General features: G+C 61.4%; 23 protein-coding genes. 19 read left to right on the top strand and 4 right to left on the bottom strand.

Translation table 11 applies throughout. The annotated features are described in order from the left end of the window. Positions 1-176: 176 nt before the first annotated feature. The 11 genes from B7L09_RS13685 (at position 177) to B7L09_RS13635 (ending at position 14,875) form a co-directional block, all read left to right on the top strand. Positions 177-746 (top strand): acyl carrier protein, encoded by a 570-nt coding sequence (locus B7L09_RS13685; protein WP_094469250.1) that lies wholly within the window; start codon positions 177-179, stop codon positions 744-746. A gap of 8 nt (positions 747-754) precedes the next feature. Beyond that, positions 755-2,029 carry a beta-ketoacyl-[acyl-carrier-protein] synthase family protein gene (locus B7L09_RS13680; RefSeq protein WP_094469249.1) on the top strand — a complete coding sequence of 425 codons (1,275 nt, stop codon included), beginning with the start codon at positions 755-757 and terminating at the stop codon, positions 2,027-2,029. Between the two features lies 1 nt (position 2,030). Beyond that, positions 2,031-3,089: a beta-ketoacyl-[acyl-carrier-protein] synthase family protein gene (locus B7L09_RS13675; protein ID WP_094469248.1), complete on the top strand. Its 1,059-nt coding sequence runs from the start codon at positions 2,031-2,033 to the stop codon at positions 3,087-3,089. Beyond that, positions 3,086-4,381: a beta-ketoacyl-[acyl-carrier-protein] synthase family protein gene (locus B7L09_RS13670; RefSeq protein WP_094469247.1), complete on the top strand. Its 1,296-nt coding sequence runs from the start codon at positions 3,086-3,088 to the stop codon at positions 4,379-4,381. The genes B7L09_RS13675 and B7L09_RS13670 overlap by 4 nt, the downstream gene beginning before the upstream one ends. Next, entirely contained in the window at positions 4,378-5,586 is a 1,209-nt protein-coding gene (locus B7L09_RS13665; protein ID WP_094469246.1) for a beta-ketoacyl synthase N-terminal-like domain-containing protein, read from the top strand. The genes B7L09_RS13670 and B7L09_RS13665 overlap by 4 nt, the downstream gene beginning before the upstream one ends. Positions 5,587-5,640: 54 nt before the next feature. Further along, positions 5,641-8,511, top strand: a complete 2,871-nt coding sequence (locus tag B7L09_RS13660; RefSeq protein WP_094469245.1) for an aminotransferase class III-fold pyridoxal phosphate-dependent enzyme — start codon at positions 5,641-5,643, stop codon at positions 8,509-8,511. A 9-nt stretch (positions 8,512-8,520) separates the two neighbouring features. Next, positions 8,521-9,258, top strand: a complete 738-nt coding sequence (locus tag B7L09_RS13655) for a 3-oxoacyl-ACP reductase family protein (RefSeq protein ID WP_094469244.1) — start codon at positions 8,521-8,523, stop codon at positions 9,256-9,258. Continuing rightward, on the top strand, positions 9,255-10,019 hold the full coding sequence (locus tag B7L09_RS13650) for an SDR family NAD(P)-dependent oxidoreductase (RefSeq protein ID WP_094469243.1): 765 nt from the start codon (positions 9,255-9,257) through the stop codon (positions 10,017-10,019). Before B7L09_RS13655 ends, B7L09_RS13650 begins: the two co-directional genes overlap by 4 nt. Before the next feature lie 2 nt (positions 10,020-10,021). Beyond that, positions 10,022-11,320, top strand: coding sequence for a DUF1302 family protein (locus B7L09_RS13645; protein WP_094469242.1), 1,299 nt, complete (start codon positions 10,022-10,024; stop codon positions 11,318-11,320). 69 nt (positions 11,321-11,389) lie between these two features. Then, positions 11,390-12,226, top strand: a complete 837-nt coding sequence (locus B7L09_RS13640; protein ID WP_094469241.1) for an outer membrane lipoprotein-sorting protein — start codon at positions 11,390-11,392, stop codon at positions 12,224-12,226. 33 nt (positions 12,227-12,259) lie between these two features. Beyond that, the gene (locus B7L09_RS13635) at positions 12,260-14,875 is read left to right on the top strand and encodes an efflux RND transporter permease subunit (protein ID WP_094469240.1); all 2,616 of its coding nucleotides are present in this window, start codon (positions 12,260-12,262) and stop codon (positions 14,873-14,875) included. Between the two features lie 66 nt (positions 14,876-14,941). On the opposite strand, the gene B7L09_RS13630 is transcribed toward B7L09_RS13635, so the two are convergent. From B7L09_RS13630 to B7L09_RS13620, 3 genes are all read right to left on the bottom strand, one after another. Beyond that, positions 14,942-15,352: a MerR family transcriptional regulator gene (locus B7L09_RS13630; RefSeq protein WP_094469239.1), complete on the bottom strand. Its 411-nt coding sequence runs from the start codon at positions 15,350-15,352 to the stop codon at positions 14,942-14,944. A 196-nt stretch (positions 15,353-15,548) separates the two neighbouring features. Continuing rightward, positions 15,549-16,124: an NAD(P)H-dependent oxidoreductase gene (locus B7L09_RS13625; RefSeq protein ID WP_094469238.1), complete on the bottom strand. Its 576-nt coding sequence runs from the start codon at positions 16,122-16,124 to the stop codon at positions 15,549-15,551. A 55-nt stretch (positions 16,125-16,179) separates the two neighbouring features. Beyond that, the gene (locus B7L09_RS13620) at positions 16,180-17,070 is read right to left on the bottom strand and encodes a LysR family transcriptional regulator (protein ID WP_094469237.1); all 891 of its coding nucleotides are present in this window, start codon (positions 17,068-17,070) and stop codon (positions 16,180-16,182) included. Between the two features lie 209 nt (positions 17,071-17,279). On the opposite strand from B7L09_RS13620, the gene B7L09_RS13615 reads away from it, so the two are divergent. Continuing rightward, a complete protein-coding gene (locus B7L09_RS13615; protein ID WP_094469236.1) occupies positions 17,280-18,044 on the top strand; it encodes a sulfite exporter TauE/SafE family protein in 765 nt (254 codons plus the stop codon). On the opposite strand, the gene B7L09_RS13610 is transcribed toward B7L09_RS13615, so the two are convergent. Beyond that, positions 18,034-18,348 carry a putative quinol monooxygenase gene (locus B7L09_RS13610; RefSeq protein WP_094469235.1) on the bottom strand — a complete coding sequence of 105 codons (315 nt, stop codon included), beginning with the start codon at positions 18,346-18,348 and terminating at the stop codon, positions 18,034-18,036. The two genes, B7L09_RS13615 and B7L09_RS13610, sit on opposite strands and share 11 nt — an antisense overlap. Before the next feature lie 161 nt (positions 18,349-18,509). Here B7L09_RS13610 and mdaB point away from each other — a divergent pair, with 161 nt between their 5' ends. The 7 genes from mdaB to B7L09_RS13575 all read left to right on the top strand — a co-directional run bounded on the left by mdaB (position 18,510) and on the right by B7L09_RS13575 (position 26,663). Further along, positions 18,510-19,100, top strand: a complete 591-nt coding sequence (gene mdaB / locus B7L09_RS13605; RefSeq protein WP_094469234.1) for an NADPH:quinone oxidoreductase MdaB — start codon at positions 18,510-18,512, stop codon at positions 19,098-19,100. Positions 19,101-19,240: 140 nt separating this feature from the next. Then, positions 19,241-20,152: a LysR family transcriptional regulator gene (locus B7L09_RS13600; RefSeq protein ID WP_094469233.1), complete on the top strand. Its 912-nt coding sequence runs from the start codon at positions 19,241-19,243 to the stop codon at positions 20,150-20,152. 103 nt (positions 20,153-20,255) lie between these two features. Then, positions 20,256-21,149, top strand: coding sequence for an NAD-dependent epimerase/dehydratase family protein (locus B7L09_RS13595; protein ID WP_094469232.1), 894 nt, complete (start codon positions 20,256-20,258; stop codon positions 21,147-21,149). Positions 21,150-21,350: 201 nt separating this feature from the next. Further along, complete coding sequence (locus B7L09_RS13590) at positions 21,351-22,796, top strand: SulP family inorganic anion transporter (RefSeq protein WP_094469231.1); 1,446 nt, start codon at positions 21,351-21,353, stop codon at positions 22,794-22,796. Positions 22,797-22,978: 182 nt separating this feature from the next. Beyond that, positions 22,979-24,328: a GntT/GntP/DsdX family permease gene (locus tag B7L09_RS13585; protein WP_094469230.1), complete on the top strand. Its 1,350-nt coding sequence runs from the start codon at positions 22,979-22,981 to the stop codon at positions 24,326-24,328. A gap of 15 nt (positions 24,329-24,343) precedes the next feature. After that, the gene (locus tag B7L09_RS13580; RefSeq protein ID WP_094469229.1) at positions 24,344-25,204 is read left to right on the top strand and encodes a MurR/RpiR family transcriptional regulator; all 861 of its coding nucleotides are present in this window, start codon (positions 24,344-24,346) and stop codon (positions 25,202-25,204) included. 1 nt (position 25,205) lies between these two features. After that, positions 25,206-26,663 (top strand): N-acyl-D-amino-acid deacylase family protein, encoded by a 1,458-nt coding sequence (locus tag B7L09_RS13575; RefSeq protein ID WP_094469228.1) that lies wholly within the window; start codon positions 25,206-25,208, stop codon positions 26,661-26,663. Positions 26,664-26,667 lie beyond the last annotated feature (4 nt).

Below are 26,667 nucleotides of genomic sequence, written 5' to 3'. Positions count from 1 at the left end.
TGCGGTGCGCAGGCTCGTTCGGACGCCTTTCTCAAGTTGTTAAAAAACTTTAAAGAGTTCGTTGACTCTCCCCTTAAGGGCAGAGTTTAGATTTCTGCCGCGTGAGAAGTTGCTGTGGGAATAGTTACTTCTCACATACGGAACTCATGAAGCATTCACGATATAGGGAGATAGAGATGAACAATCCATTGGAACTGGAAAATGTCATTGCCAGCACCCGCGAGATCCTCGCGCAATTGTTGGTGATGAGCGCCGATGATATCGATGAAAACAGCAGTATCGTCGAGGACCTCAGTGCCGACTCGCTGGACATCGTCGACCTGAGCTTTCAACTGGGCCGTCAGTATGGCTGCACCTTGCCTAAAACCAGCGTGCTGGATCACGCCGTTGCTGTCTGCGGCGACGCCAGCGAATTCCTGGCCGGTGGCCGCATCACTGAGAACGGCAAGGTCTTGCTCGAACAGAGCCTGAGCGCCTACTCCCCGGATCAACTCAAGGCCGGTATGCAACCGGCGCAGGTGTTTGCCGCCACTACGGTGCGCAACTGGGCGCAACAGTGCCGCAACCTCTTCAACCATCTGCCGCAAAGCTGCCCCGATTGCGGCGCTCATCAAGCCGTGCTGAACGAACGTCAGCAAGTGGTCTGTGGCGCGTGCAGTGCGCGGCTGGTGCCAGCCGACGGGGACGAGGTTTCACGCCAACTGGTGGAGCAGTTTGTGGCCACCCACGTCAAAGAGACGGTGTAGGAGTTCTCATGCGGACACGAGAAGTCTATGTGACCGGATTCGGTCTGGTGGCGCCCATGGCACTGGACGCCGCCACGTTGTTCGAGCGGATCTGCCAGAAGCAGTCCTGTGTTCGCGAACATCCACGGTTCAAGGCGCTGGGCTTCAACAACAGCGCGGCCGGGTTTATCGACGACGGCCAGTGGCAGCAGATCGCCGCGGGATTCGGCGGCAATGCCACGCTGCATCCGCGGCAAAGCGTTCTGGCCGAATTTGTCGCCCGACAAGCCTTGCAGCACGCCGGTCTGACCCCGACAGCCTTTGCCCACGCCCGCAGTGGATTGTTCCTGGGGGCCAACAAGTACTGCGCAGACAGTCACGATCTGCATCGCGCCAGTCGCTGCATGGATGAGACCGGACGTGTCGATCTGGATCAACTGCTGGATACCCCGGCGGCGTCGCGCGCTCTTTTCGGGCGCCGGGTCGATCAGCAGACCCTGCACCTGGCCGAGACGCTCGGTATCCGCGATCACATTTCGACCCACTCCGATGCCTGCGCCGCCGGCACCATGGCGATCGGCAGCGCTTATCGGGCGATCGAGCGCGGCGAAATCGACCTGGCCATTTGCGGTGCCGTCGAACTGATGGCCAACGAGTTGCCGTATTACATGTTCAACAGCCTTGGCGCGCTGTGCCAGGCCGACCTGCCGGCGAGCGAGCAGAGCCGACCGTTCATGCCGGACCGCTGCGGCTTCGTGATCAGCGAGGGCGCGGCCATGGTTGTTCTCGAATCCGCCGAGCATGCCCAACGTCGCAAAGCCACGCCGTTGGGGCGTGTGCTGGGTTACGCGAATGTGTGCGAGGCACAAAAAATGACCTCCAGCAGCCGGGATGGCAGCAAATACGAGGAATGCATGGAAGCCGCTATTGAAGACGCCGGGCTGCTCAGCAGCGCCGTGCAACACGTCAACACCCACGGCACGTCCACCCAGGCCAACGACAGTTGCGAAGCCCTGGCCTTGCAGCGGGTGTTCGGCGAGTGCCAGGAACACGTGACGTTTACTGCCAACAAATCGGCCATCGGTCATTCCCTGGCGGGCAGCGGAGCGATTGAAGCGGTGCTGTCGCTGATCAGCCTGCGGGACGGCGTACTGTTGCCGACCCTGAACTACGATCACGACCGCACCGAATACCCCTCGCTGAAATTTCTCAGCGAGCCGATGCGCCAGTCGATCAACGTGGTGATGTCCAACTCGTTCGGTTTCGGCGGCGTCAACAGCTCGTTGGTTCTGGGGAGGGCATGACATGAGCATTGCCGTTTACATCCATTCGGCGGCCGTATTGAACGCCGCCGGCAGCGAATGTGCCGACCTGCTCGGGACGCCACCCTCGTCACAACCCTTGGCATTCGACGCGACGCGACGGGCTTACCCGCTGCCGACTCCGCGTCTGGCCAGCGATCTGTTCGACCGCAAGATCCAGCGCAGCGTCGAACCGCAGGGCCTGCGCCTGTTGCATTGCGTGGCGCGCCTGGCGCCCGCGCTGGCGGCCCTGAATCTGCCGCCGGCACGGATCGCCCTGACGGCGGCCATTCCTGAGGTCGATGCGCCAAGCCCTTGCTGGGACGCGGTGCAAGCGATCGGTGAGCAACCGCAAAAGCCTCTGGCGCAACTGTTGGCCAACACGCCGCCGCTGCATGCCCTGACGCTGCTCAACAGCAGCGTGATGGCCTACGTGGCCGAAGCGTTGCAATGCCACGGGCCGATGGGCGGGTTCTGTTCCCAGGACAACGCCGGGCTCGATGCCCTGATCGAAGCCTGCCAGCAGATTGTCGAGCAACGCGCCGACGCCGCGCTGGTGGTCAGTAGCAGCCCGAACCTGACGCCGGCCCTGTATCTGCGTGACCCCCATCAAGCCAGCGAGGCGATGTATGGCGAGGGGGCCGCGGCGCTGCTGCTCGGCTTGGTACCTGCGCCCGACACTCCGATCACCTTGCGCATCGCCGGGTTCGCCCGGGGTTACAGCGCTGATCCACAACGTGGCGCTGCGGTTGGCCGGGGGGTGATCGACCGGGCGCTTAGCGTGGAAAAACTGCGCCTCGGTGACGTCGGGCAGATCGTTGCCAATCCCGAGGATGCGCAATTGATGAGCCTGATCGCCGACCACCCAAGGGACGTTCGCAGCGCCCGGGCCATGACCGGCGACCTTGGCGCCAGTGCCTTGCTGACCGAGATCGCGCTGGCCTTGCACCACACCCACACCGCCTCGGCGACACCGGGCTACACGCTGCTGGTCAGCCATAGCCGCGCCGGTCATTGGGGCGCCTTGCTCCTGGCCAGTGAAACCATGGAGGAGCACACATGAGTGCGACACGGATTGTGATTACCGGCATGGGCGCCGTGACCGGATTCGGTTTCGAATGGCAGACCCTCTGGGAAAAAATGCTCGGCGCCGAACATTGTGTGCGCCTATGGCAACCTGACGGAGTGGAGGACGGCACGTTCCCGGTGCGCTACGCCGCGGCCGTGGACATGAGTCTGTTGCCCGAGGCTCTGCAGGACCATCCGGCCTGGACCTTTGCATTGGAAAAACGCAGCCGTTTTGGCTGGGTGGCCGCCACCCAGGCGGTGAACGACAGCGGACTTGCGCCTGAGCAGTTGCGTGACGCCGCCGTGCTTTGCGCCTCAGGTGCGCCCCAACACATGCTGGCTGACATGCTGTTGACCCAGGCACCGGATGGCCGCGCTCCAGGCTGGCAACACCTGATGCCGCGTGCCGGGGAGGTCAATGCCGACGGTTCGCTGCGTCAGGGCAATGATCGACTGGCGCGGGTGATTGCCGACGGTTTGGGCTGCGAAGGCCCGGTGATCAATATCAGCAGCGCGTGCGCCGGAGCCTCCCAGGCCATCGGCAATGCCTTCCAGATGATTCGCCGCGGTGAAGTGAGTGTGGCGATTGCCGGTGGTGCCGATTCGGTGCTGAACCTCGACACCATGGCCGCGCTGTACCTGCTCGGCGCGGCCTCGAGCGAGCAGCGCTGGGGCGTTGATCTGTGCCGGCCGTTCGACCGTGATCGCAGTGGCCTGATTGCCGGCGAGGGCGGTGGTTTCGTGGTACTGGAAAGCCTTGAACATGCACTGGCGCGAGGGGCGACGCCGTATGCCGAGGTGCTCGGCTTCGGCAGCAGCCTGGACGCCTACAAGGTCACCGCCCCGCAACCCGAAGGCCGGGGCGCGGCGCTGGCGATGCAAGCCGCGCTGGACGACGCCGGCCTGCGTGCGCAACAGATCGATCTGATCAACGCCCACGGCACGTCGACGCCGCTCAACGACGTCGCCGAAACCCTGGCGATCAAAAGTGTGTTCGCCGAGCACAAGCACTACCGTTCCCTGGCCGTCAGTGCCAACAAGTCGCAATTCGGGCACTTGATTGCCGCCGCCGGTGCGCCGGAGTGCATGGTCACGGCCCTGGCATGCCTGAACGATCTGGTCACGCCGACCGTGAACCTGCATGAGCTCGATGAACAGTGCGACCTGGACTATTGCGCCGGGCAAGCGGTCAGCCGTCGGGTGGATTTTGCCTTGAGCAACTCCTTCGGTTTTGGTGGCCTGAACACCTCGCTGGCCCTTGGCAAATATCGGGAGCACACACAATGACGGGCGCTACTGTGCGTATTGCGATCGCCGGCAGCGGTTGCGTATTACCCAGCGGCTGGGGCGTGCAACGTTTCTGGTCGGCGGCCAGTGAAGCCCGCAGCGGCATTGCCGTGCTGCAATCGAAAGTGTTCCACAGTGAGCGCGTGGCGGCCTTCGGGCATGTCAGTGATGAAGACCATCAAACCAGTCGCCAGGACGTGGCCCAGAACCTCCAGCGCTACTGCCCGCCGGCCGTGATCTGGGGTGTCAGCGCGGTGCGTCAGGCCTTGGCCGAAGCGGGGCTTGAACCGGGCAATGACAGCCTGCGCTACGGCCTCTATTGCTGCCAGGGTGGATACACCCATCCGTCGTTGGCGGCCTATGGTGAATTGCTTCACGAGTGCCGCGATGAGTCCGGTGCCGACATGCGGCGCCTCGCTCAGCGGGTGTTGCAGGAGCGCGCGCTCGACCCGTTCCTGGTGCTCAAAAGCCTGAGCAACGGCTTGCTCGGGATTGTCAGTCTGGCGCTGAAACTGGAGTGCGAGTGCAACGCTTACATGCAAGGCGTGGCTGGCAACCTGGCGGCGTTACGCGAGGCGTGCGCAGCGTTGCAAAGCGGTCGTGTCGATGCGGCGATTGTGGTCGGCGCCGGCAGTGAACTCGATCCGTTGGCGCTGGCCGCGCTGGCCGAGGCCGGCGTGATCAGCACCAACGGTTCCCAGACCCTGCGTGCATTCGATCGTCAAGGCACGGGCGGGATTGCCGGTGAAGGGGCGGCGGCGCTGATTCTGCGCCGGGTGGACGATCTGCCGGATGGCCCGCAGACGTGTCTGTCGGCACTCTTCGCCCATCCGCGGCTGGGCTCGTTGAACCTGCCGGACAAGCAGGTCGATTTGCTGGTCAGCAGCGCCAGCGGCGATCCGCAAAAAGACGCCGACCTGGCCCGCACGCTCGCCCGCGCCGGCGCTGCGCACATCACCAGCAGCGTGCCGGTGACCGGCATCCTCAGCGGCGCGCCGAGCCTGGTCGACCTGATCCTGGCGCGCAACGCACTGCTTGCCCAGCGTGTGCCACCGATCATTGGATTGCAGCAACCGGTGGACCCGCACCTGCCGTTTGTGCTCGGTGAGGGACGCGACGCGGTGCTGCGTGACTGCCTGATTATCAACCGCGACGACAACGGTTTCAGCGCCTGTTACCAGCTCGACTATCAGTCGACCGACTAGCCGTTTTAGCGCATTGAATCGCCTCTACTTTTCTGATCAAGGGATATGACTGTCATGGATTACCGCGATTACGTTCGACCAAAATTTGTTGAACTGATGCAGGCACTGGGCCTGGAGTGCCAGTTCCACCGGGCGCTGGGCAGCAAACTGTTTTACCGCGACAAACAGGGCGCCGAAGTGACCGTCACCGACTTTCTAGGCGGTTACGGCGCTGCGTTGTTTGGCCACAATGACCCGCAGTTCGTCGATCAACTCTGCGGTCTGCTACGCGCCGATGTGCCGTTCAATGCGCAGATGTCCGTGCGCAGTTCGGCCGGTAAGCTGGGACGCGAACTCAGCGAAGCGTTCAACCGTGAGCTGAACAACAGCGAGCGCTACATTTCGACCTTCTCCAACAGTGGCGCCGAGTCGGTGGAAATCGCCGTCAAGCACGCCGAATACCGTCGCCAGAAAACCTTGCAGAAGCAGTTCGACGAGCGGGATTTTGCCCTCGCCAACCTGACCGCCAGCGACAAGGCCTATGTCGAACTGGACGTCGACGACCTTGACCTGCCCGCCGGGTTGCTGCCGGAAAACCTGTCTTACGTGACCGTGCGCCAAGTGGTGGAAGCGGTGCGTCAACACAACCTTGCGCAGTTGCATGTCGAGCCGGTGTTCGTCGCCCTGCGCGGCAGCTTCCACGGCAAACTGGTGAACACCGTCCAACTGACCTACGGCAAGCAGTACCGCCAGCCATTCGCTCGTTTTGGTCTTAACGTCGAGTTCATTGATCCGCAGCAACCTCAGCAACTCCAGGATTTGCCGGCTCGTCACACACGGCATTGGTTGAGTCTGGAGTGGAGCGGCGAGACCTTGCAGGTACGCCGTGAAGCCTTCAGTGCGATCACGGCGGTGTTGCTGGAGCCGATCCAGGGCGAGGGCGGCATCAACGAGTTCACCAGCGAGTTCTACCTGGGCCTGCGTCGCCTGTGCAACGAGCAGCAATGCCCGTTGATCATCGACGAAGTGCAATCGGGTTTCGGCCGCACCGGCACGTTGCTCGGCGCCAGTCATTTCAACTTGCAGGGCGATTACTACTGCCTGTCCAAAGCGCTGGGCGGTGGCCTGATGAAAATTGCCGCGACCGTCATCCGCGCCAGTCACTACGAAACCGATTTCAGCTACATCCACAGTTCGACCTTCGCCGAAGACGATGCCTCGTGCCATATCGCCCTGTCGGCGTTGCGCCGCTTGTTTGCGAACGATAGCGCGATGCTCAAGGACGTGAATAAAAAAGGCGAATACCTCAAGTCGTCGTTGCTCGAACTCAAGGCCGCGTACCCGGATGTGATTGCCGATGTGCGTGGTCGCGGCTTGTTGCTGGGGTTCGAACTGCACGACCTGACCGGCACCAGTTCGCTGGTCCAGGCATCGGCGCAGTACAACGATGCGCTGGGTTACATCATCGCCGGCTACCTGCTGCAATTCGAATCGCTGCGGGTCGCGCCGTCGGGCAGCAATGCCAATGTGATTCGCCTGGAGCCACCGGTGTGCATCACTTTCGAGGAAATCGACGGCTTGATCGGCTCGTTGCAAAAGGTCTGCGACATGTTGCGTCGCCGCGATGCCTTCCCGCTGGCGGCCGGGGTGTGCGCCGACAGCATCCGCGAAGTACCGGCCCGTGAGGTCAGCTTCAAGGAGCCTGAAGACCTCCCAAAGCCTGACGGCAGTGTCCGCGTGGTGGCGCGCGTGGCGTTCATCAACCACCTGATCGATTCGGACATGCTCAGCGATGTCGACCCGTCGCTGTCCACCCTCAGCGCCGATCAGAAACGCGAGTTCATCAAGCGCATGGCTCCCGAGCGGCGTGCTGCCCCCATCGGCCCGGTGCTGATTCGCTCGAAACTCGGCACCGCCGTGGAGTTCACCCTGTACCCGTTGTGCATGGACTCCGATGCCATGGCCGAGTACATCGCCAGTGGTGACCTGGACACCATCCGCGACGAAGTCGGCAATCGCATCCGTGATGCACGGGCCGATGGTTACAGCGTGGCCGGCCTGGGCATGTACACCTCGATCGTCACCAACAACTGTCAGGCGCTGAAAATCCCCGACATGGCGCTGACTTCCGGTAATGCGCTGACCATCGGCATGGGCCTGGAAGCCATCGAGCAGGGCTGCAAACAGCAAGGCCTGGAACTGGGTGAACAGACGGCGGCGGTGGTCGGCGCGGCCGGCAACATTGCTTCGACTTACGCCTCGTTGTTGTCCACCAGTGTCGAACACCTGATCCTGATCGGTAGCGGTCGCGACGGTTCCCTGCGGCGCCTGGAGAAGACCGCCCAGCTGATTTACGCCGAGGCCGCCCGCGCGATTATCAAGGGTGTCGCCGCGCACGACCGCCTTGCCAGTCGCTTGCAGAAACTCGACGGCATCGACGCGTTGTTGCAGGCCCACGGTGCCGGTGCCGACCTCGGTTTGCGCGTGCAGCGCCTGGTCGAAGAGCGCTTGGGCGCGAATGCATTCATCACCGTCAGCAATGACCTTGATGTGCTGCAACAGGCGCGCATCGTGCTCTGTGCCGCGAACGCTCCTCAACCGTTTCTCGGTGCCGGACACTTCGCCGAAAACAGCGTGATCTGCGACATCGCGGTGCCGCTGAACGTCGATCAGAACCTCTCCAGCCAACGGCCCGACGTGCTCTACATGCACGGCGGAATTGTCCAGACCCCGCTGGGCGATGGCCTGATCCGCAACGTGCGTGCCTACCTCAAGGAAGGTCAGCTGTACGCCTGCATGGCGGAGTCGGTGTTGATGGGCTTGTCCGGGATGAAACAGCACTACTCCTACGGCGATATCAGCCGCGAGCAAGTGCAGCAGATTCGTGCGCTTGCCGCGACCCACGGCTTCAGCCTCGCGCAATTCAAGACTGACAACTCACTCTAAGGAACGGTCATGCCGAATAAAGTAGCAGTGGTGACCGGTGGCAGTCGTGGCATCGGCCGGGCGATCGTCCTGGCCCTGGCCGGCGCGGGTTATCAGATTGCATTCAGTTATGTGCGCGACGAAATGGCCGCCATGTCGTTACGTGACGAGGTCCAGGCATTGGGCCTCGACTGTCTGGCGCTGCAATGCGATGTCAGCAGCGGTGACAGCATCAAGGGCTTTTTCGAACGCGTCGACCAGCATTTCCAGCGCGTCGATCTGCTGGTCAATAACGCCGGCATCACCCGTGACGGGTTGCTGGCGACGATGCCGAGTCGCGACATCATCGAGGTGATCCAGACCAACCTGATCGGCACCTTGCTCTGCTGCCAGCAGGCGGTGCCGTCCATGATGCGCCAGCGCAGCGGTTGCATCGTCAACATCAGTTCGGTGGCGGCGCAGAAACCCGGCAAGGGGCAAAGCAACTATGCCGCGGCCAAGGGCGGCGTCGAAGCGCTGACCCGTGCCCTGGCGGTGGAACTGGCGCCGCGCAACATCCGGGTGAATGCGGTGGCCCCCGGCATCGTCAACACGGAAATGAGCACGGCACTGATCGGCAGTCAGGAACAGGAAATCCAGTCGCGGTTGCTGATCAAGCGTTACGCCGAACCCCATGAAATTGCCGAGGCAGTGTTGTACATCGCTGATCGCGGTTTGTACCTGACGGGTGAGGTCTTGCCGGTCAACGGCGGGTTGAAAATGCCATGAGCCGGACCATTCTGATTACCGGTGCCGCCAAGGGCATCGGCCGGGCGGTGGCGGAGAATTTTGCCGCCGACGCCAGTCACCGCTTGATCCTGCTGGACCTGGATTTGCCGGAACTGCAACGCTGGGTCGACGAGCAACACGGGCAGATCAAGGCCCGGGTAGAAACCCATGCCGCCAACATTGCCGACCTGCCGGGCATGGAAGCGTTCTTCAAAATGCTCGCCAAGCAGGTGGATTACGTCGACGTGCTGGTCAACAGCGCCGGCATCTGCAACGAGAATGAACCGGAAGATTTGCACAACTGGCACAAGGTGATTTCGGTCAACCTCAACGGCACGTTCTACGTCACTTCGTTGTGCCTGCCGTTGATGCCGGATCGCGGGCGGATCATCAACATGTCGTCGATCCTCGGCCGCGCCGGCAAGGTCCGCAACACCGCGTACTGCGCTTCCAAGCACGGCATCGTCGGCATGACCAAAGCCCTGGCGATGGACCTGGCGCCCCGGCTGATCACGGTGAATGCGATTCTCCCCGCGTGGATCGATACGCCGATGCTGCAAGGTGAACTGGCGGCGCAAGCGGCGATTGCCGGGCTGACCCAGGAACAGATCCTGCGCAACGCCAAGAAGAAACTGCCGATGCGCCGCTTCATTCAAAGCGAAGAAGTCGCGGCGATGGTGCGTTACCTGGCCAGTCCCGAAGCGGGCGGGGTCACCGCCCAGAGCCTGGTGATCGACGGCGGTGTCGGGTTGGGAATGTAGCCATGCAGGGATTACACATCAGCCGCACTGCGTGGGCGGTTTTGGCGTGCATGGCCGCGCAACCGGCGTTGGCTGAATTGACGGTCGAGGACTTCAAGCCGGATTACGCCGACGCCGAAGTCGGCGTGGCCACCGCGTTGCGCTTGCACGGTGACGACCAGGTCACCCAGAAGGCCGTCTATTTCAAGGCCAACCTGGAAGACAACTGGGACGGTGGTTACTACAAGGCCAAGGGCCGGGTGCGTTACGACGCCCGCTACGACGGCAACAATCCGTACAGCGAAAGGGCGCGGGAAAAATACCGTTTCGATGCCGACTGGCGCCATCTGTACTGGGGCCAGTCGGTGGGCGACGGCGAGGTGACTGTCGGCTGGCAGCAAGTGGTCTGGGGCCGTGCCGATGAGTTGCGGGTGCTCGATCAGATCAACCCGGTGGACTATCGCGATGGCCTGACTCCGCTACTGGAAGACAGCCGGATCGCGGTGCCCATGGTGCGGTTTGCGCAACCGGTGGGCGAGTGGGAACTGGAGGCGCTGTGGATCACCGAGTTTGTGAAAAACCAGCCGCCGGTGGCGGGCAGCGAGTTCGACGCGCCGCTGTTTGCCGTACCGGATCCGCAATACTTTCTGCTGGATTCCAAGCCCGGCTACGACGGTGACAAGGGCTTTTCATATGGCTTGAGCGCCAACGGCCGGATCGGTTCGGTGGACACCAGTTTCGTCGCACTGAACGCCCGTCAACAGGACCCGGTGTACGCCGTCGAAGGCCTGGCCGATGACGGTCGCACTCGGCTGGAGCGCCAGTTCCCCCGTTACACCATGGGCGGCGCGGGGCTGGCGATCGACGCCGGTCACAGCATTGTGGTGCGCAGCGAAATTGCCTGGTTCGACAACTGGCGGGTGACCAATCCGACCCGTGCCTATGGCGCCGACAGCACGCCGATGGTCAAGTCGTTGCTGGGCGTCGACTACTTGCTGCGCGACTGGCTGATTTCCCTGCAATGGCAGCAGCAGCAATTGCTCGACTGGCAGGACGGCATGCTGCAAGACAAGCGCGAGCACCTGTTCACCCTGTCGGCCGAAGGCACTCATTGGCAGGACCGCCTCAAGAGCCGGCTGGTGGTCGCCGCCTCGCCACCGTTCAAAGACGATGCGCTGTTGCAAGGCATCTTCACCTACAAGCCGGTGGACTGGATCAAGCTCGGGCTGGAAGTGGATGTGTTCTTCGGCAAGCCCGACAAACCCTTCGGCGAGTACGACAACCGCGACCAAGTGCGGCTGTCCGCCGGTTACCTGTTTTAACCCCATGACGCCTGCGTGCCCCTGGCGCTTTGGCTCGACCATATTCATCTGACGAAAAGGGAAGTTCCCATGTTGCCGCTATTAAAAAGTCTCACCGCTGCCGCACTGATCCTGAGCGGCGCTTGCGCCACTGCCGCCGACGGCCAGAATGCCGATGAAATCATCCGCCAGGTGCGGGATCGAAACGACGGTAAAAGCTTCATGTCCCAAGTGTCGCTGATCCTCCACGACAAGAAGGGCAATACCCGGGTTCGTGAGTTCACCTACTTGCAAAAGGATTACCCGGACAGCGACAAATTCAGCATGTATTTCTCCGCGCCCACCGACGTGCGCGACGTGGCCTTTCATATCGAAAACCCCCACGAAACCCTGGGTCAGGAAGACAGCCAGTGGATGTACTTGCCGGTCAGCCGCCAGACGCGGCGGATCTCCACCACCGACAAACGCGGCTCGTTCATGGGCAGCGAGTACTCCTACGCCGACCTCGACAAGATCCGGGTCAAGGATTACACCCAGACGCTGGTCGGCGAAGAGCAGGTCAAGGGTCGCGACTGCTACGTGATCGAGCGTGAGCCGGCGTCACCCGAGGTGTTGGCCAAGACCGGCTACAACAAACTGAAAGTGTGGATCGACAAGCAGAATTTCCTGGTCATGCGTCAGGACTTCTTTGACGTCAAAGGCGTGCTGGTCAAGCAGATGCGCACGCAAAAGGTCGAGACCATCGACGCGATCGACAGCATCGTGCTGAGCGAGACCGAACACTTCATCGACGGCACGCGTTCAGAGATGCGCTTCAACCACCTGCAATACAACGTGCAACTGGAAGACCGTTTGTTCACCCAGACCGCCATCAAGCGCGGGCTGAAAACCGGCGACGTGCCGGACTTTGCCGTGTCTGCCCGCTAAGCGCCGACCCCGACGACCCTGGAACGCATGCTCATGGAAAGATACCTGAACTTCGTCGAGCGCTATGCGCGGGCGATCGTTTTCCTGCTGGTGGTGGTCACGGCGTACTTCACCTATACGCTGGGCTCGCTGATCTCCGACACCAACCCTTATCTGCTCAAGGAAACCCATCCTGCGCGCAAGACCATCATCGACTTGCAAAGCGAGTTCACCGGTACGTTCGACTCGGTGATGGTGGCCATCAACAACCCGCAGACGGTGTTCAACAAGCAGACCCTCAACGCACTGTTTTCGATGTCGCAATCGGTGCGCAAGATGATTCTGGCCAACGACGCCGATAAGGAACAGTTGACGCAAATCGTTGCGAAGTACCCAGACGACAGTCGTGCGCAACTGTTGACACGCGACATTCTGGAAAACGGTTTTTCCCAGAACGATTACGCCCAGGCCAAGGCTCTGCGTGATTACGCCCAGAGCCAGAACTGGGATGCCCATGATCAGCTCTTCCTGACTTTTCTCGCCGAGCGAATCAACCCTATCCGCGAAATGGCGTCCATGGGCGACCTGGAAAACATCGTACTGACCCACGATGGCGAGTTGCTGATCCACAAGACCCTCAACGCCTACGACATGGACCCGGCGCTCGTCGAGTCGCAGATCATGGGCAACGAGCTGATGGTCGACGGGGTGGTGTCCAAGGACAAAAAAGTCGCGATGCTGGTGGCCGAGTTGGGCACCAAGCAAGACGATGCCCAGGCGCAGTTGCGCGCCTACCAGATTGTTCGCGGCATCGTCGCGGACTATCAGGCGGCGCACCCCGGGTTCAAGGACGATATCTCCATTGCCGGCATGCCGATCTTCATCGCGGCCCAGCAGGAGATCATCGACCATGACCTGGCGGTGCTGTTTCCGATTGTCTTTTTGCTGATCACCCTGCTGTTGATTTTCTTCTTCCGCAAACCGCTGGGCGTGCTGTTGCCGCTGTTCAACATCCTGTTCTGCACCATCTGGACACTGGGCCTGATGGCCTTGTTGCGGGTGCCGTTCGACTTGTTGACCAGCGTCCTGCCGGTGTTTCTGTTCACCATTTGCTGTTCGGACGCGATCCATGTGATGGCCGAGTACTACGAGCAGAAGAACGCCGGTAAAAGTAACCGCGAAGCCAATCGCGAGACGCAACGGCTGATGGTGGTGCCGGTGGTGTTGACGACGGTGACCACCATCGCCACCTTCATGATTTCCACCACCAACAACATTGTCAGCATCCGCAATTTTGGCGTGTTCATGTCCATCGGCCTGACGGCGGCGCTGATCATTTCGCTGTTGCTGATTCCAGCCTGGATCTCGATCTGGGGCAAGGATCAGACGCCGAAAACCCTTGCTGCCGTACACAAGGAGTCGATCATTTCGCGTTATCTGGTGGCGTTCTGCGCGCGGTTGATCCAGTGGCGCAAACCGATCTTGATCGTGACACTGCCGTTGCTGATCTTGATGACGGTGTTCACCTTTCGCGTCGATATCGAAGACTCGGGTATCGCCTACTTCAAGCCCGAGAGCCATATTCGCGTTTCGGACGAGTTCATCAACCAGGCCGGGGTCGCGGGCACCGCTCCGGGCTGGATCGCCATCGACAGCAAAGAACCGCGCGGCGTGCTGACCACGGAGGTGGTGCAGTTCATCGACAAGCTCGACCACTTCATCAAGCAGCAACCGCATGTCAGTTACGGCTATTCCCTGGCCACTTACGTCAAGCGCATGAACCTGGTGCTCAACGACATGAACCCCGACTACTTGCGCGTGCCCCTGGCGCTGGAGAAGGTGACGTCGGTCAATGACGAGGGACAGGTCGAGCGGTTCGAGGTGCCGGGTAACTCGCTGATCGAACAGCACGTGATGCTGTTCGAGAACGGCGGTGGCTCGGACCTCAACAACGTGCTCAATGCCGACTATTCCAAGGCGCTGACGCTGTACACCATGACCTCGTCAGTGGCCAGCGACTACCAGAGCATGCTGGATCGGCTCGATGCCTGGTTACTGGTGAACAAACCGGCCAACCTCGAAGTAACGCACGCCGGCACGCCGCTGATCTGGACGGGCGTGCTACAGGAAATCACCCAGGGCCAGGTCCTGAGTTTTTCCCTGGCGTTGCTGGTGGTCACGCTGATGATGATGTATTGGCTCAAGTCGGTACGGTTGGGCGTTCTCGGCATGCTGACCCTGTTGACCACCTCGGTGACGGTTTACGGCTTCATGTTCCTGTTCGGCATCGAACTGAACATCGGCACGACACTGGTGACGTTCCTGGTGGTCGGCGTGGTCGATTACGCGGTGCACCTGCTGTCACGGATCAAATTGCTGGTGGAGCAAGGGATTCATATCGATGCGGCCATCTTGCAGGCGATGCACAGCGTCGGCCGTTCGACCGTGGTCAACGTGGTGATTTTCTCCGTGGGCTTCATGGCGCTGCTGTTTTCCGACTTCAAGCCGATTGTCGATCTGGGCGCACTGGTGGCGATGGCGCTGTTTTCCAGCGGTGTCATGACCATTCTGCTGGTGACGCTGGTGTCGCCGTGGTTCTTCGCGGCGATTGTTCCGGTGGCGCCGCTGCCGGAAAAAGATCGAGCAATGGGGAAGCCTGCCTTGAGCTGACCTGATGACCGGCACCGCAGGCACTCTAGTGGCCTGCGAGCCGGTTACTCCAGCGCAGCAGGGTCTTCAGTTCAGCGTATTGCTCGGGTTTTTTTCGCCATAGCGGGCGATACGCTCGAACTGACATTCCTCTCGGGCATCGTTGAGGTTGCTTTCGAATTCTTCGAGGCCGTTGTGCAATTGTTGTAGAGCGCCGATCTGGGAGACCAGCTCGGTCTTTTTTTCGGCGATTGCTTTGTGCGCCATGTCCCACGGGAATTCATCACCGTGGTAGTTGTTCAACATCACCTGCAGCTCTTTGAGCTTGAAACCCAGTTGCTGGGCGCACTTGATGAACGTCAACACCTCGACACTCTGCTGGCTGTAGATGCGGTATTTGCCTTCACGCTTGGGCTCGGGTAACAGGCCGATTTCTTCGTAATGGCGAATGCTTTTGACTGTGGTGCCTGACAGCTGGGCGGCTTTGCCGATATACATAAAGATCCGTCTCGATGAACAAACAGGGCGTAGCACGACCAGGCCTCATGCCTGATCGGAGCGAATAATATAATGAATAACATTCTAAGGTTGCAGCGGCGTGTAAATGACGCGCACAACCGACGAACGACCGTTTGAAGGGAACGTGGGGAGGGGCTGACGGCGAGGGCGTACCGTCAGCAAACAGCGGGGCGTGTCAGCGGCTGGCGGTGACCCGGGCCTGTTCCAGCCAGGCGTCGCGCTGGCTCGACTTGGAACCCAGGATCGGCCCGAAAGTCAGGGTCTTCAACGGCTTGATGCCGCAGAACTCAAGGGTCGTCTTGCGCATCTGGTGCAGGCCGGGCATGCGATAGACCCATTTGTAATACCAGGGCGGCGTGTCCATGGTCACCAGCAAATGGGCGGTCCGGCCCTTGAGCAGTTTGTCGGGGAAGGCCTTGCCCTCACGGTATTTGAAGGCAAAGCCGGGCAGGAAAATGCGGTCGACAAAGCCCTTCATCAAGGCCGGTATCCCGCCCCACCAGATCGGATAAACGAACGTCAGGTGTTCGGCCCAGGTGATATCGGCCTGGGCTTGCAAAAGGTCCGGCTCCAGCGGCTGGATCGTGTGATAGCCCTCGTGCAGGACCGGGTCGAAGTCCAACGCATCCAGACGCAGCAGGCGCACGTCATGACCGGCATCCTTGGCGGCCTGGACGTAAGTTTCGCTCAGCGCCCCGCAGAAACTGTCGGTGGAGGGGTGACCCAGAATCACGAGCATTCGTTTGCTCATCGCGTGTACTCCTGAAATGAAGCTCGCAGCATAGAGTCTGCCCCTAACGGTAGAGTCAAGGCGTTCCCGGTGTCAGCGCCTCGAGCAAGGCCCGGGCGTAACCGGGCAGGCTGTCGACGTCGCGGGTACAGATTTTCAGTGTGCGGTTGGCCCAGTCTTCGGGCAGAGAACGGGACGTGACCGCGTGACCCTGCGGCCAGCGCTCGATGGCCACCCGCGGCACGATGGCCAGCCCCGCACCGCGAGCGACCATGCGAATGACCCCGTCGAAGCCGTCGGCGCGAATTCGGATCGGCATGCGCTGGCCAATGTGCAAGGCCTGTTCTTCCAGGTGGATGGCCAAGGCACTGCTGGCGCCCAGGGCCACGTAGTCGTGGCTCAAGGTGTCGGCGAAGGTCAGTGACGGTTGATCGGCGATGGGATGCTCCGGGGGCAGGATCAACACCAGCGGATCATCGCGAAACGGCCGGGTGTGCAGGTCATCGGTGTCCACCGCGTCGGACACGATGCCGAGCTCTGCCGCCCCTTGGCGCAGCGCATGGGTGATGCGGGCGCTGGGCAATTCTTGAAGGTCGATGTCGAGATTCGGATGCTCGCGCAGAAAGTCGGCGAGCAACTCCGGCAGGTATTCGGTGATCGCGGTGGTATTGCACAGCAACCGCACCTGACCTTTGACGCCNTTGGCGTATTCCGCCAGTTCCTGTTGCAGGTGCTCGGCTTGTTGCAGCAGCAAGCGCGCGTGTTTCGCCAGGGCTTTGCCGGCCGGGGTCGGTGTGACACCGCGACGACCACGGTCCAGGAAGTCGATGCCGATTGACGATTCCATCGAACGGATGCGCGCGCTCGCTGCTGCCAGGGATAAATGGCTGCGGCTGGCGCCTGCGGTGATGTTGCCGGTGTCGAGGGTGTGCAGGTAGAGGCGCAGGTCGGTCAGGTCGAAGTGCATCGGTGCAGCCTCGGGAGGTGTGTTGTCTGGACGGGCGCCTTCGCGGGCAAGCCCGCTCCCACAGGGTTTTTGTCGCAATACCTGTGGGAGCGGGCTTGCCCGCGAAGGCGTCAGTTGCATCGATATAGCGTTCAGCCTCTGCCAAAACAAGAGGCAGCCTCAGTATATGGCAGATTTTCAACCCGCCAGTCCAGGCTCACCATAGCCCCATGAATACTCTCTCCACGTTCTATCAAAACCTCGGCCTGACCCTTTCTCTGCTGGTGATCGCCACATTCCTGCTGGCCGGCATGATCAAAGGCGTGATCGGCCTCGGATTACCCACCATCGCCATGGGCCTGCTCGGCCTGGCTATGGCGCCGTCGCAGGCTGCGGCGTTGTTGATCATCCCGGCAACCCTCACGAATGTCTGGCAACTGGCATTCGGTGGGTATTTGCTCGGCTTGATCAAACGATTGTGGCCGATGCTCCTGGCGATCTTCATTGGCACCGGGGCGGGCACGGTGTGGATCGGCATGGCCGGTGGTCATTGGGTGGTGCGGGCGTTGGGCGGGGCGCTGATGCTCTACGCACTGAGCGGTCTATTCCTGCCAACCCTGCGCGTGGGTGGTCAGAGCGAACGCTGGCTCGGTCCGCTGTGCGGTGTGGTGACGGGCGTCATCACCTCGGCCACCGGCGTCTTCGTGATTCCGGCGGTGCCGTATCTGCAAGCACTGGGTTTGAGCAAGGATGAACTGGTGCAGGCCTTGGGCCTGTCGTTCACCGTCTCGACCCTCGCCCTGGCCGCCGGCCTGTTATGGCGCGGCGCCCTCGGCGGTGGCGAGTTAAGTGCGTCGTTGCTGGCGTTGATCCCGGCAGTGCTCGGCATGTTGCTTGGCCAATGGCTTCGTCAGCGGATCAGCGCCGTGCTGTTCAAGCGCGTGTTCTTCATCGGCCTCGGCCTGCTCGGCGGCCATTTGCTGATCAGCGGGTAGCGGAAGACGGGCTAAGCATCTCGATGGCGCGGATATCAAAATCCCGCTCCAGGTATTCCAAGCGCATGCTGCGGAATTGCTGCATGTGCGGCAGGTTCGAGTGCACGTCGAGGTGCGCCTGGGACTGCCAGATCTCGTAGAAGATGAACAGGGTCGGGTCCTGTTTGTCGCGCAGCATGTGGTACTCGATGCAGCCGGGCTCGGCGCGACTCGCTTGCACATGGCCGCTGAAAAACGCTTCGAAGGCATCTGATTTTTCCGGGCGGGTCTTGGCGTGCAGGATGAAGCCTTGCATTTCACTCATCAGAAATCTCCTCAAGTTCAGAATCGGCGCAAGTTTATGGCAACAATCACCCGCCTATTCGTGCTTATTGGTCAAATGTATTTTGTGAATTCAGCGCTTATTCCGCGCGAGGCAGCTCGTTACTCTGCTGCCATCGAATTCCTGACCTTCCGAGATTTCTCATGAAAAAAGTCCTGTTGCTCAATGGCGGCAAAAAGTTCGCCCACTCCGATGGCCGCTACAACACCACCCTGCATGAAGCCGCGTTGAGCGTGCTGGATCGCGGCGGCGTTGATGTGAAAGCCACCTTCATCGACGAGGGTTACGACGTCGCTGAAGAGGTCGCCAAATTCCTTTGGGCCGACGTGATCATCTACCAGATGCCCGGCTGGTGGATGGGCGCGCCGTGGATCGTCAAGAAGTACCTCGACGAAGTCTTCACCGAAGGCCACGGCAGCTTGTACGCCAGCGACGGCCGGACTCGTTCCGATGCCTCGCAGAAATACGGCAGCGGCGGCCTGATCCAGGGCAAACAGTACATGCTGTCGCTGACCTGGAACGCGCCGCAGCAAGCCTTCGACGACCCGACTGACTTCTTCGAAGCCAAGGGCGTGGACGCGGTGTACTTCCCGTTTCACAAGGCCAACGAATTCCTTGGCATGAGCGGTTTGCCGACCTTCCTGGCGGTCGATGTGATGAAACGCCCGAATATCGAGGCTGATGTGGCGCGCTATGAACAGCATTTGACTGAGGTGTTTGGCCTCAAAGCGTGAGGCTCGGCTACTATCGATACCCTTGAACCCGAACCTGTAGGAGCCGCCCGCAGCAATGAACCCGAACCTGTAGGAGCCGCCCGCAGCAAGCCGGCTCCTACAAAAAGCGATCGGCGCTGAATTATCGATAAGGGACACACGTGAAAGCCAGATCCGATGAGTTGCAGATTTTCGTCTGCGTGATTGAGTGCGGGTCGATTTCCGCGGCGGCCGAACAGGTCGGGCAGACGCCNTCGGCGGTCAGCCGCACCTTGTCGCGCCTGGAAGCCAAGCTCGACACCACGCTGATCAACCGCACCACGCGGCGCATGGACCTGACCGAGGAGGGCAAGTACTTCTTCGAGCACGCCAAGCTGATTCTCGATCAGATGGATGAGCTCGAAGAACGCCTGACCTCACGCCAGCAAACCCCGTCGGGGCGTCTGCGGATCAACGCCGCGTCGCCGTTCATGCTGCACGCCATCGTGCCGTACATCGACGAGTTCCGCCGTCTCTACCCCGACATCCAGCTCGAACTCAACAGCAATGACCTGATCATCGATTTGCTCGAACAAAGCACCGACATCGCCATCCGCATCGGCACGCTGGCCGACTCGACGTTGCACGCCCGCTCGCTGGGTTGCAGCCCGCTGCACATCGTCGCCAGCCCGGCCTACCTTGAGCAACACGGCACGCCAACGGCGGTTGCGGACCTGGCCGGGCATGCGTTGCTGGGTTTTACCCAGAACGAAGGCCTCAACCAGTGGCCGTTGCGCTATGTGCACGGTGATCGCTGGCCGATTCAGGCGTCGATCAGCGCCTCCAGCGGCGAGACGATCCGGCACCTGGCGCTGGAAGGCCAGGGCATTGCCTGTCTGTCGCACTTCATGACGATCGACGACATTCGCGCCGGGCGTTTGCAGGTGCTGCTGGCGGATTTCAACAGCGGCTATCGCCAGCCGATCAACGCGGTGTACTACCGCAACTCGCAACTGGCCCTGCGCATTCAATGCTTCCTGGACTTCATTCAGGGCAAATTGGCGGCTTATGCGAATTCGGACTTCACCGGCTGATTCGTGACTCCTGCGCAAGAGTGATTTGGGTCAGCGGGTCTGTTTCACCACAGGACGGTCCTCGATACTCAATGCATCACTTATTCACGCAGGGAGTTTCTCCATGAACGTATTCGTTACCGGCGCCGCTGGATTCATCGGCGGCTCCATCGCCACCGGTCTCGTCCGGGCGGGCCACCAGGTTACCGGCCTGGTTCGCAACGCCGAACAAGCCTCTGAACTGAGCGCACTGGGCATCACTCCGGTGGTCGGCACTCTTGACGACAGCGCACTACTGGCCGAACAGGCCCGTGCGGCCGATGCCGTGATCAACGCCGCCAGCAGCGACCATCGCGGCGCGGTGGAAGCCTTGCTCAATGCCTTGCGCGGCTCCCACAAAGTGTTCTTGCACACCAGCGGTTCGAGCATCGTCGGTGATGCGTCGGGCGGCAAAGCCAGCGATGTCATCTACGTTGAAGACAACCTGCCGGAGCCGACCGTCGACAAGGCCGCCCGTGTGGCCATCGACAACCTGATCCTCGCGGCGGCCAAAGACGGCGTGAATTCGGCNGTGATCTGTAACACCCTGATCTATGGCCACAGCCTGGGTGTGAAACGTGACAGCGTGCAATTGCCGCGACTGCTCAAGCAGGCGCGCAAGAGCGGCGTGGTGCGCCATGTGGGTACCGGGCAGAACATCTGGTCCAACGTCCACATCGAAGACGTGGTGTCCCTGTATCTGCTGGCACTGACCAAAAACGTACCGGGCACGTTCTACTTCGTCGAAAGCGGGGAGGCGTCCTTCATCGACATGACCACGGCCATGGCTGAAGCCCTGAAACTGGGCAAGGCGCAAGACTGGCCGTTGAAAGACGCCGAAGCCGAATGGGGTTATGAAATGGCCAACTATGGCCTGGGCTCCAACAGCCGGGTTCGCGGCAAGCATGCGCGTGAACTGCTGGGCTGGGTGCCGAAGCGCACGTCGGTGGTTGAATGGATTCGTGACGAGATGGTTTGAGTTCGCTTTAGACCGCGTCATCGTTCATCGCGGGCAAGCCCGCTCCCACAGATCTTTGTCGTTCGCCAATTTCGTGAGCGACATAATACCTGTGGGAGCGGGCTTGCCCGCGATTGCATTTCTGAAGCCCCGACAGCTGGCCGGGCCGTGCTCAATTCCGTAACATCCGCCCCCCTCTTTCCCTGTTGTGTTCGATCCTCCATGAAACCAAAACGTCTGCGCGCCGATGTCCTGGCCGGACTCACCACTTCTTTCGCTCTGCTCCCCGAATGCATTGCCTTCGCGCTGGTGGCCCACCTCAATCCGCTGATGGGGCTTTATGGTGCGTTCATCATTTGCACCCTGACCGCGCTCTTCGGCGGGCGACCGGGGATGGTGTCNGGCGCGGCAGGTTCGATGGCAGTGGTGATCGTCGCGCTGGTGGTGCAGCACGGTGTGGAGTATTTGCTNGCGACCGTGTTGCTCGGCGGCCTGATCATGCTGGCGTTCGGNCTGTTGAGNCTGGGCAANCTGGTGCGCATGGTGCCGCACTCGGTGATGCTTGGGTTCGTCAACGGCCTGGCAATCATCATTGCGCTGGCGCAACTCGAACACTTCAAGGAGGGCGAAACCTGGCTCAGTGGCACGTCGTTGTACCTGATGACCGGGTTGGTGGTGTTGACGATGGCGATCGTTTACCTGCTGCCGCGCCTGACGCGTGCCGTGCCGCCGGCGCTGGTGGCGATCCTGAGTGTGGGGCTGGCGGTGTATTTGCTTGGCCTGCCGACGCGCACCTTGGGCGACATGGCGCACATCGCCGGCGGCTTGCCGACGTTCGCGCTGCCAGACATTCCCTGGAGCCTGGAAACCCTCACGATCATCGCGCCCTACGCGTTCCTGATGGCCATGGTGGGCCTGCTGGAAACCCTGCTCACCTTGAACCTCACCGACGAGATCACCGAGACTCGTGGCTACCCCGACCGCGAAAGTGTGGCCCTGGGCGCGGCCAATATGGTCTCGGGGGTTTTTGGTGGCATGGGGGGCTGCGCGATGATTGGTCAGACCGTCATCAATCTCAGCTCCGGCGGGCGCGGGCGCTTCTCCGGGGTATTTGCCGGGGTGATGATCCTGTTGTTCATTCTGTTTCTGTCGCCGCTGATCGAGCGAATCCCGCTGGCNGCCCTGGTCGGCGTGATGTTTGTGGTGTCGCAGCAGACGTTCGCCTGGGCCTCGTTGCGGGTGGTGAACAAAGTGCCGCTGAACGATGTAGTGGTGATCGTCGCGGTCACGGTCATCACCGTGTTCACCGACCTGGCCACCGCCGTGCTGTGCGGGATCATCATCGCGGCGCTCAACTTTGCCTGGCAGCAGGCGCGCGAGTTGTATGCCGATGCTCATCTCGAAGCCGACGGCAGCAAGTTGTACCACCTGCATGGAACGCTGTTTTTTGCCTCGACCACGCCGTTTCTCAATCAATTCGATCCCGCCAACGATCCGCCTGTCGTGACGATCGATTGTCGCCATCTGAGCTTTGTCGACTATTCGGCCATCGCCGCGCTGAAGACGTTGCGTGAGCGCTACGCCAAGGCCGGCAAGCATGTGCGCGTGCTGCATTTGTCCGAGCGCTGCAAGAAACTGCTCAAGCGTGCGCGCGTGAATCACGACTGAGGCCCTAACCCCGNGGATGTAAATCCGCCTGCCTGATTTTCATATCCACCGACCTCGCATACCTCTGCGCGACATCCCTTACCTCTGCACGAAAATAACTTTCACCTCGTTTGAAAATCACGCCTCGAAATGATTTAAGAGTTTCACAATCCATTCGACGTGACCCTTTCGAGGAGTACCGCATGACCCTGTCCTTCGGCTATTGGCTGCTGGTGTATGCCGCCATCGCCATCATTGCCCTGATCGTTCTGATCGCCCGTTACCGACTCAATCCGTTCATTGTCATCACCCTGGTGTCCATCGGCCTCGCGCTGTTGGCGGGCATGCCGGCGTCCGGGGTGGTCGGGGCTTATGAGGCCGGGGTTGGCAAAACCCTGGGGCACATTGCGCTGGTGGTGGCGCTGGGTACGATGCTCGGCAAGATGATGGCCGAGTCCGGCGGCGCGGAGCAGGTGGCGCGGACCTTGATCGACCGGTTCGGCGAGAAGAACGCCCATTGGGCGATGGTCTGCATCGCCTTCCTGGTCGGGCTGCCGCTGTTCTTCGAGGTCGGTTTTGTGTTGCTGGTGCCGATTGCCTTTACCGTGGCCCGCCGCGTCGGCGTGTCGATTTTGATGGTCGGTTTGCCGATGGTCGCCGGGCTGTCGGTGGTGCATGCGCTGGTGCCGCCGCACCCGGCAGCGATGCTCGCAGTGCAGGTGTATGGGGCGTCGGTCGGGCAGACCTTGATGTACGCGATCCTGATCGGCATTCCGACCGCGATCATCGCAGGTCCGTTGTACGCCAAGTTCATCGTGCCGCGCATTCAACTGCCGGCGGAGAACCCGCTGGAACGCCAGTTCCTCGACCGCGAACCGCGCGACAGCCTGCCGGGGTTCGGCATCACCATGGCGACCATTCTGTTGCCGGTGGTGCTGATGCTGATCGGTGGCTGGGCCAACCTGATTTCCACGCCGGGCAGCGGTTTCAACCAGTTCCTGCTGTTCATCGGCAACTCGGTGATCGCCTTGCTGCTGGCGACCTTGCTGAGTTTCTGGACCCTGGGCATCGCCCAAGGCTTCAGCCGCGAATCGATCCTCAGGTTCACCAACGAATGCCTGGCGCCAACCGCCAGCATCACTTTGCTGGTCGGCGCCGGCGGCGGTTTGAACCGGATTCTGGTGGATGCTGGGGTCACCGATCAGATCGTCAGCCTGGCCCACGAATTTCACCTGTCGCCACTGGTGATGGGTTGGTTGTTCGCCGCGCTGATGCGGATCGCCACGGGCTCGGCCACCGTGGCCATGACGACGGCGTCCGGTGTGGTCGCGCCCGTTGCCATGGGCCTGGGTTATCCACACCCCGAATTGCTGGTGCTGGCCACTGGGGCGGGTTCGGTGATCTTTTCCCACGTCAACGACGGCGGCTTCTGGCTGATCAAGGAATACTTCAATATGACAGTGATCCAGACCTTCAAGACCTGGACCGTGCTCGAGACCATTATTTCGGTGGTGGCTTTCGCGCTGACGGTGGGTCTTTCTTACCTGATTTAACCGGAGCCGCCTGCCATGGACATCCTCTACCAGATCCGCGCCCGCCAGGATTCCTTCAGCGCCGGCGAAGGGCGCATCGCGCGGTTGATGCTCGACGACGTCGGCTTTGCTTCCGCCGCCAGCCTCGATGAGCTGGCGCAGAGGGCGGAGGTCAGCACCGCCACGTTGTCGCGGTTTGCCCGCACGGTGGGCTGTCGTGACTTGCGCGATCTGCGCCTGCAACTGGCCCAGGCCAGCGGCGTCGGCAGCCGTTTCCTCGACCCGGCGGGCACGCCCGACCAGTCGGCGTTTTACGGGCAGATCGTCGGCGATATCGAGTCGACCTTGCGTCAGCATCTGTCGGCGTTCGACGAATCGCGGTTCGCCGATGCGGTGAAACTGCTGGGCAAGGCGCGGATGATTCATGCGTTCGGCATGGGCGGTTGCTCGACCTTGTGCAGCGATGAACTGCAAGTGCGCCTGGTGCGCTTCGGCTACCCGATTGCGGCGTGCCACGACCCGGTGATGATGCGCGTCACCGCGGCCAGCCTCGATGCCGAACGCGCCGTCATCGCCTGCTCGCTGACCGGCATCACCCCCGAACTGATCGAAGCCGTCGAACTGGCGCGAAACTATGGCGCACGGATTATCGCCATCACCCGCGCCGATTCACCGCTGGCGCAATTGGCCGATGTGCTGCTGCCGTTGCAAGGCGTCGAGACCTCGTTCATCTACAAACCCACGGCGGCGCGCTACGGCATGCTGTTGGCCATCGACTTGCTTGCCACCGAGCTCGCGCTGGCCAATCCTGAAAACAATCAAGAACGTCTGCGGCGGATCAAACTCGCCCTCGACGATTACCGCGGCGGCGACGATCACTTGCCGCTGGGAGACTGACATGATGTACGACACGCTGATCCGTAACGCCCTGATCATCGACGGCAGCAACAGCCCCGGTTACCCCGCCGATGTGGCGATTCTGAACGGCCGCATCGCGCGCATCGGTGACTTGCACGAGGCCAGCGCCCACGAAGAAATCGACGCCGCCGGCCGCGTGCTGGCGCCCGGTTTTATCGACGTACACACCCACGACGACACGGTGGTGATCCGCCAACCGCAGATGTTGCCCAAGCTCAGCCAGGGTGTGACCACGGTGATTGTCGGCAACTGCGGGATCAGCGCGTCACCGGTGAGCCTGCGCGGCGATCCGCCGGACCCGATGAACCTGCTCGGCACCTCGGCAGCTTTTGTGTATCCGACGTTCAGCGATTACCGCGCAGCGGTCGAAGCGGCGAACACCACGCTGAACGTCGCCGCATTGGTGGGCCACACCGCGCTGCGCAGCAACCATCTCGACGACCTGTTTCGCACCGCTACGGCGGATGAAATCAGCGCGATGCGCAAGCAGTTGCGTGAAAGTCTTGAGGCCGGCGCCTTGGGGTTATCCACTGGCCTGGCCTATGCCAGTGCGTTCTCGGCGTCCACCGACGAAGTGATGCAATTCAGTGAAGAACTGACGGCCTTCGGTGCGGTGTACACCACCCATTTGCGCAGCGAATTCGAACCGGTGCTGGAGGCGATGGACGAGGCGTTTCTCATCGGCCGACATGCCAAGGTGCCGGTGATTATTTCCCACCTCAAATGTGCGGGGGCGGGTAACTGGGGGCGTAGTCCGCAGTTGTTGGCGTCGCTNGAGGAAGCGGCGAAAACTCATCCGGTGGGCTGCGATTGTTATCCCTACGCGGCGAGTTCTTCGACCCTGGACCTCAAGCAAGTCACCGACGCCCATCGCATCACCATCACCTGGTCCACGCCGCACCCTGAAGTGGGTGGGCGCGACTTGCAGGCTATCGCCGCCGAATGGGACGTTTCGCTGATGGACGCAGCACGCCGTCTGCAACCGGCGGGGGCGGTGTACTACGGCATGGACGAGGCCGATGTGCGAAGAATCCTCGCCCATCCCTTGTCGATGGTCGGGTCTGACGGATTGCCGGAAGACCCATTCCCGCATCCGCGCTTGTGGGGCGCTTTCCCACGGGTGCTAGGACATTTCAGTCGCGACGTTGGCTTGTTTCCGCTGCACACCGCCGTACACAAAATGACCGGGCTGTCGGCGGCGCGTTTTGGCTTGAAGGAAAGGGGGGAGATTCGTGAAGGGCATTGGGCGGACCTGGTGTTGTTCAATCCAGTGACCATTCGCGACGTGGCGGACTTCAACGATCCGCAACGGGCGGCCGAGGGGATTGAAGGTGTATGGGTCAACGGCGTATTGAGTTACAGCGACGGCCAGGCGAACGGGAAACGGGAAGGGCGGTTTCTGGCGCGGGAAGGGGATTTGCGTGACGGGTTTCAGTAAAGAT

This window comes from Pseudomonas mandelii, from assembly GCF_002251635.1.
In the GTDB taxonomy this organism is placed as follows: Bacteria; Pseudomonadota; Gammaproteobacteria; order Pseudomonadales; family Pseudomonadaceae; genus Aquipseudomonas; species Aquipseudomonas mandelii_B.
Note: the sequence above shows the minus strand (reverse complement) of the source record. Positions and strands in the feature narration are given on the sequence as shown.

Coding starts and splice junctions, on each gene's coding strand:
- B7L09_RS13615 (WP_094469236.1), top strand. CDS start 17,280: ATGAATACTCTCTCCACGTTCTATCAAAACCTCGGCCTGACCCTTTCT.
- B7L09_RS13645 (WP_094469242.1), top strand. CDS start 10,022: ATGCAGGGATTACACATCAGCCGCACTGCGTGGGCGGTTTTGGCGTGC.
- B7L09_RS13630 (WP_094469239.1), bottom strand. CDS start 15,352: ATGTATATCGGCAAAGCCGCCCAGCTGTCAGGCACCACAGTCAAAAGC.
- B7L09_RS13685 (WP_094469250.1), top strand. CDS start 177: ATGAACAATCCATTGGAACTGGAAAATGTCATTGCCAGCACCCGCGAG.
- B7L09_RS13635 (WP_094469240.1), top strand. CDS start 12,260: ATGGAAAGATACCTGAACTTCGTCGAGCGCTATGCGCGGGCGATCGTT.
- B7L09_RS13670 (WP_094469247.1), top strand. CDS start 3,086: ATGAGTGCGACACGGATTGTGATTACCGGCATGGGCGCCGTGACCGGA.
- B7L09_RS13655 (WP_094469244.1), top strand. CDS start 8,521: ATGCCGAATAAAGTAGCAGTGGTGACCGGTGGCAGTCGTGGCATCGGC.
- B7L09_RS13660 (WP_094469245.1), top strand. CDS start 5,641: ATGGATTACCGCGATTACGTTCGACCAAAATTTGTTGAACTGATGCAG.
- B7L09_RS13585 (WP_094469230.1), top strand. CDS start 22,979: ATGACCCTGTCCTTCGGCTATTGGCTGCTGGTGTATGCCGCCATCGCC.
- B7L09_RS13680 (WP_094469249.1), top strand. CDS start 755: ATGCGGACACGAGAAGTCTATGTGACCGGATTCGGTCTGGTGGCGCCC.
- B7L09_RS13610 (WP_094469235.1), bottom strand. CDS start 18,348: ATGAGTGAAATGCAAGGCTTCATCCTGCACGCCAAGACCCGCCCGGAA.
- B7L09_RS13665 (WP_094469246.1), top strand. CDS start 4,378: ATGACGGGCGCTACTGTGCGTATTGCGATCGCCGGCAGCGGTTGCGTA.
- B7L09_RS13580 (WP_094469229.1), top strand. CDS start 24,344: ATGGACATCCTCTACCAGATCCGCGCCCGCCAGGATTCCTTCAGCGCC.
- B7L09_RS13650 (WP_094469243.1), top strand. CDS start 9,255: ATGAGCCGGACCATTCTGATTACCGGTGCCGCCAAGGGCATCGGCCGG.
- B7L09_RS13675 (WP_094469248.1), top strand. CDS start 2,031: ATGAGCATTGCCGTTTACATCCATTCGGCGGCCGTATTGAACGCCGCC.
- mdaB (WP_094469234.1), top strand. CDS start 18,510: ATGAAAAAAGTCCTGTTGCTCAATGGCGGCAAAAAGTTCGCCCACTCC.
- B7L09_RS13625 (WP_094469238.1), bottom strand. CDS start 16,124: ATGAGCAAACGAATGCTCGTGATTCTGGGTCACCCCTCCACCGACAGT.
- B7L09_RS13640 (WP_094469241.1), top strand. CDS start 11,390: ATGTTGCCGCTATTAAAAAGTCTCACCGCTGCCGCACTGATCCTGAGC.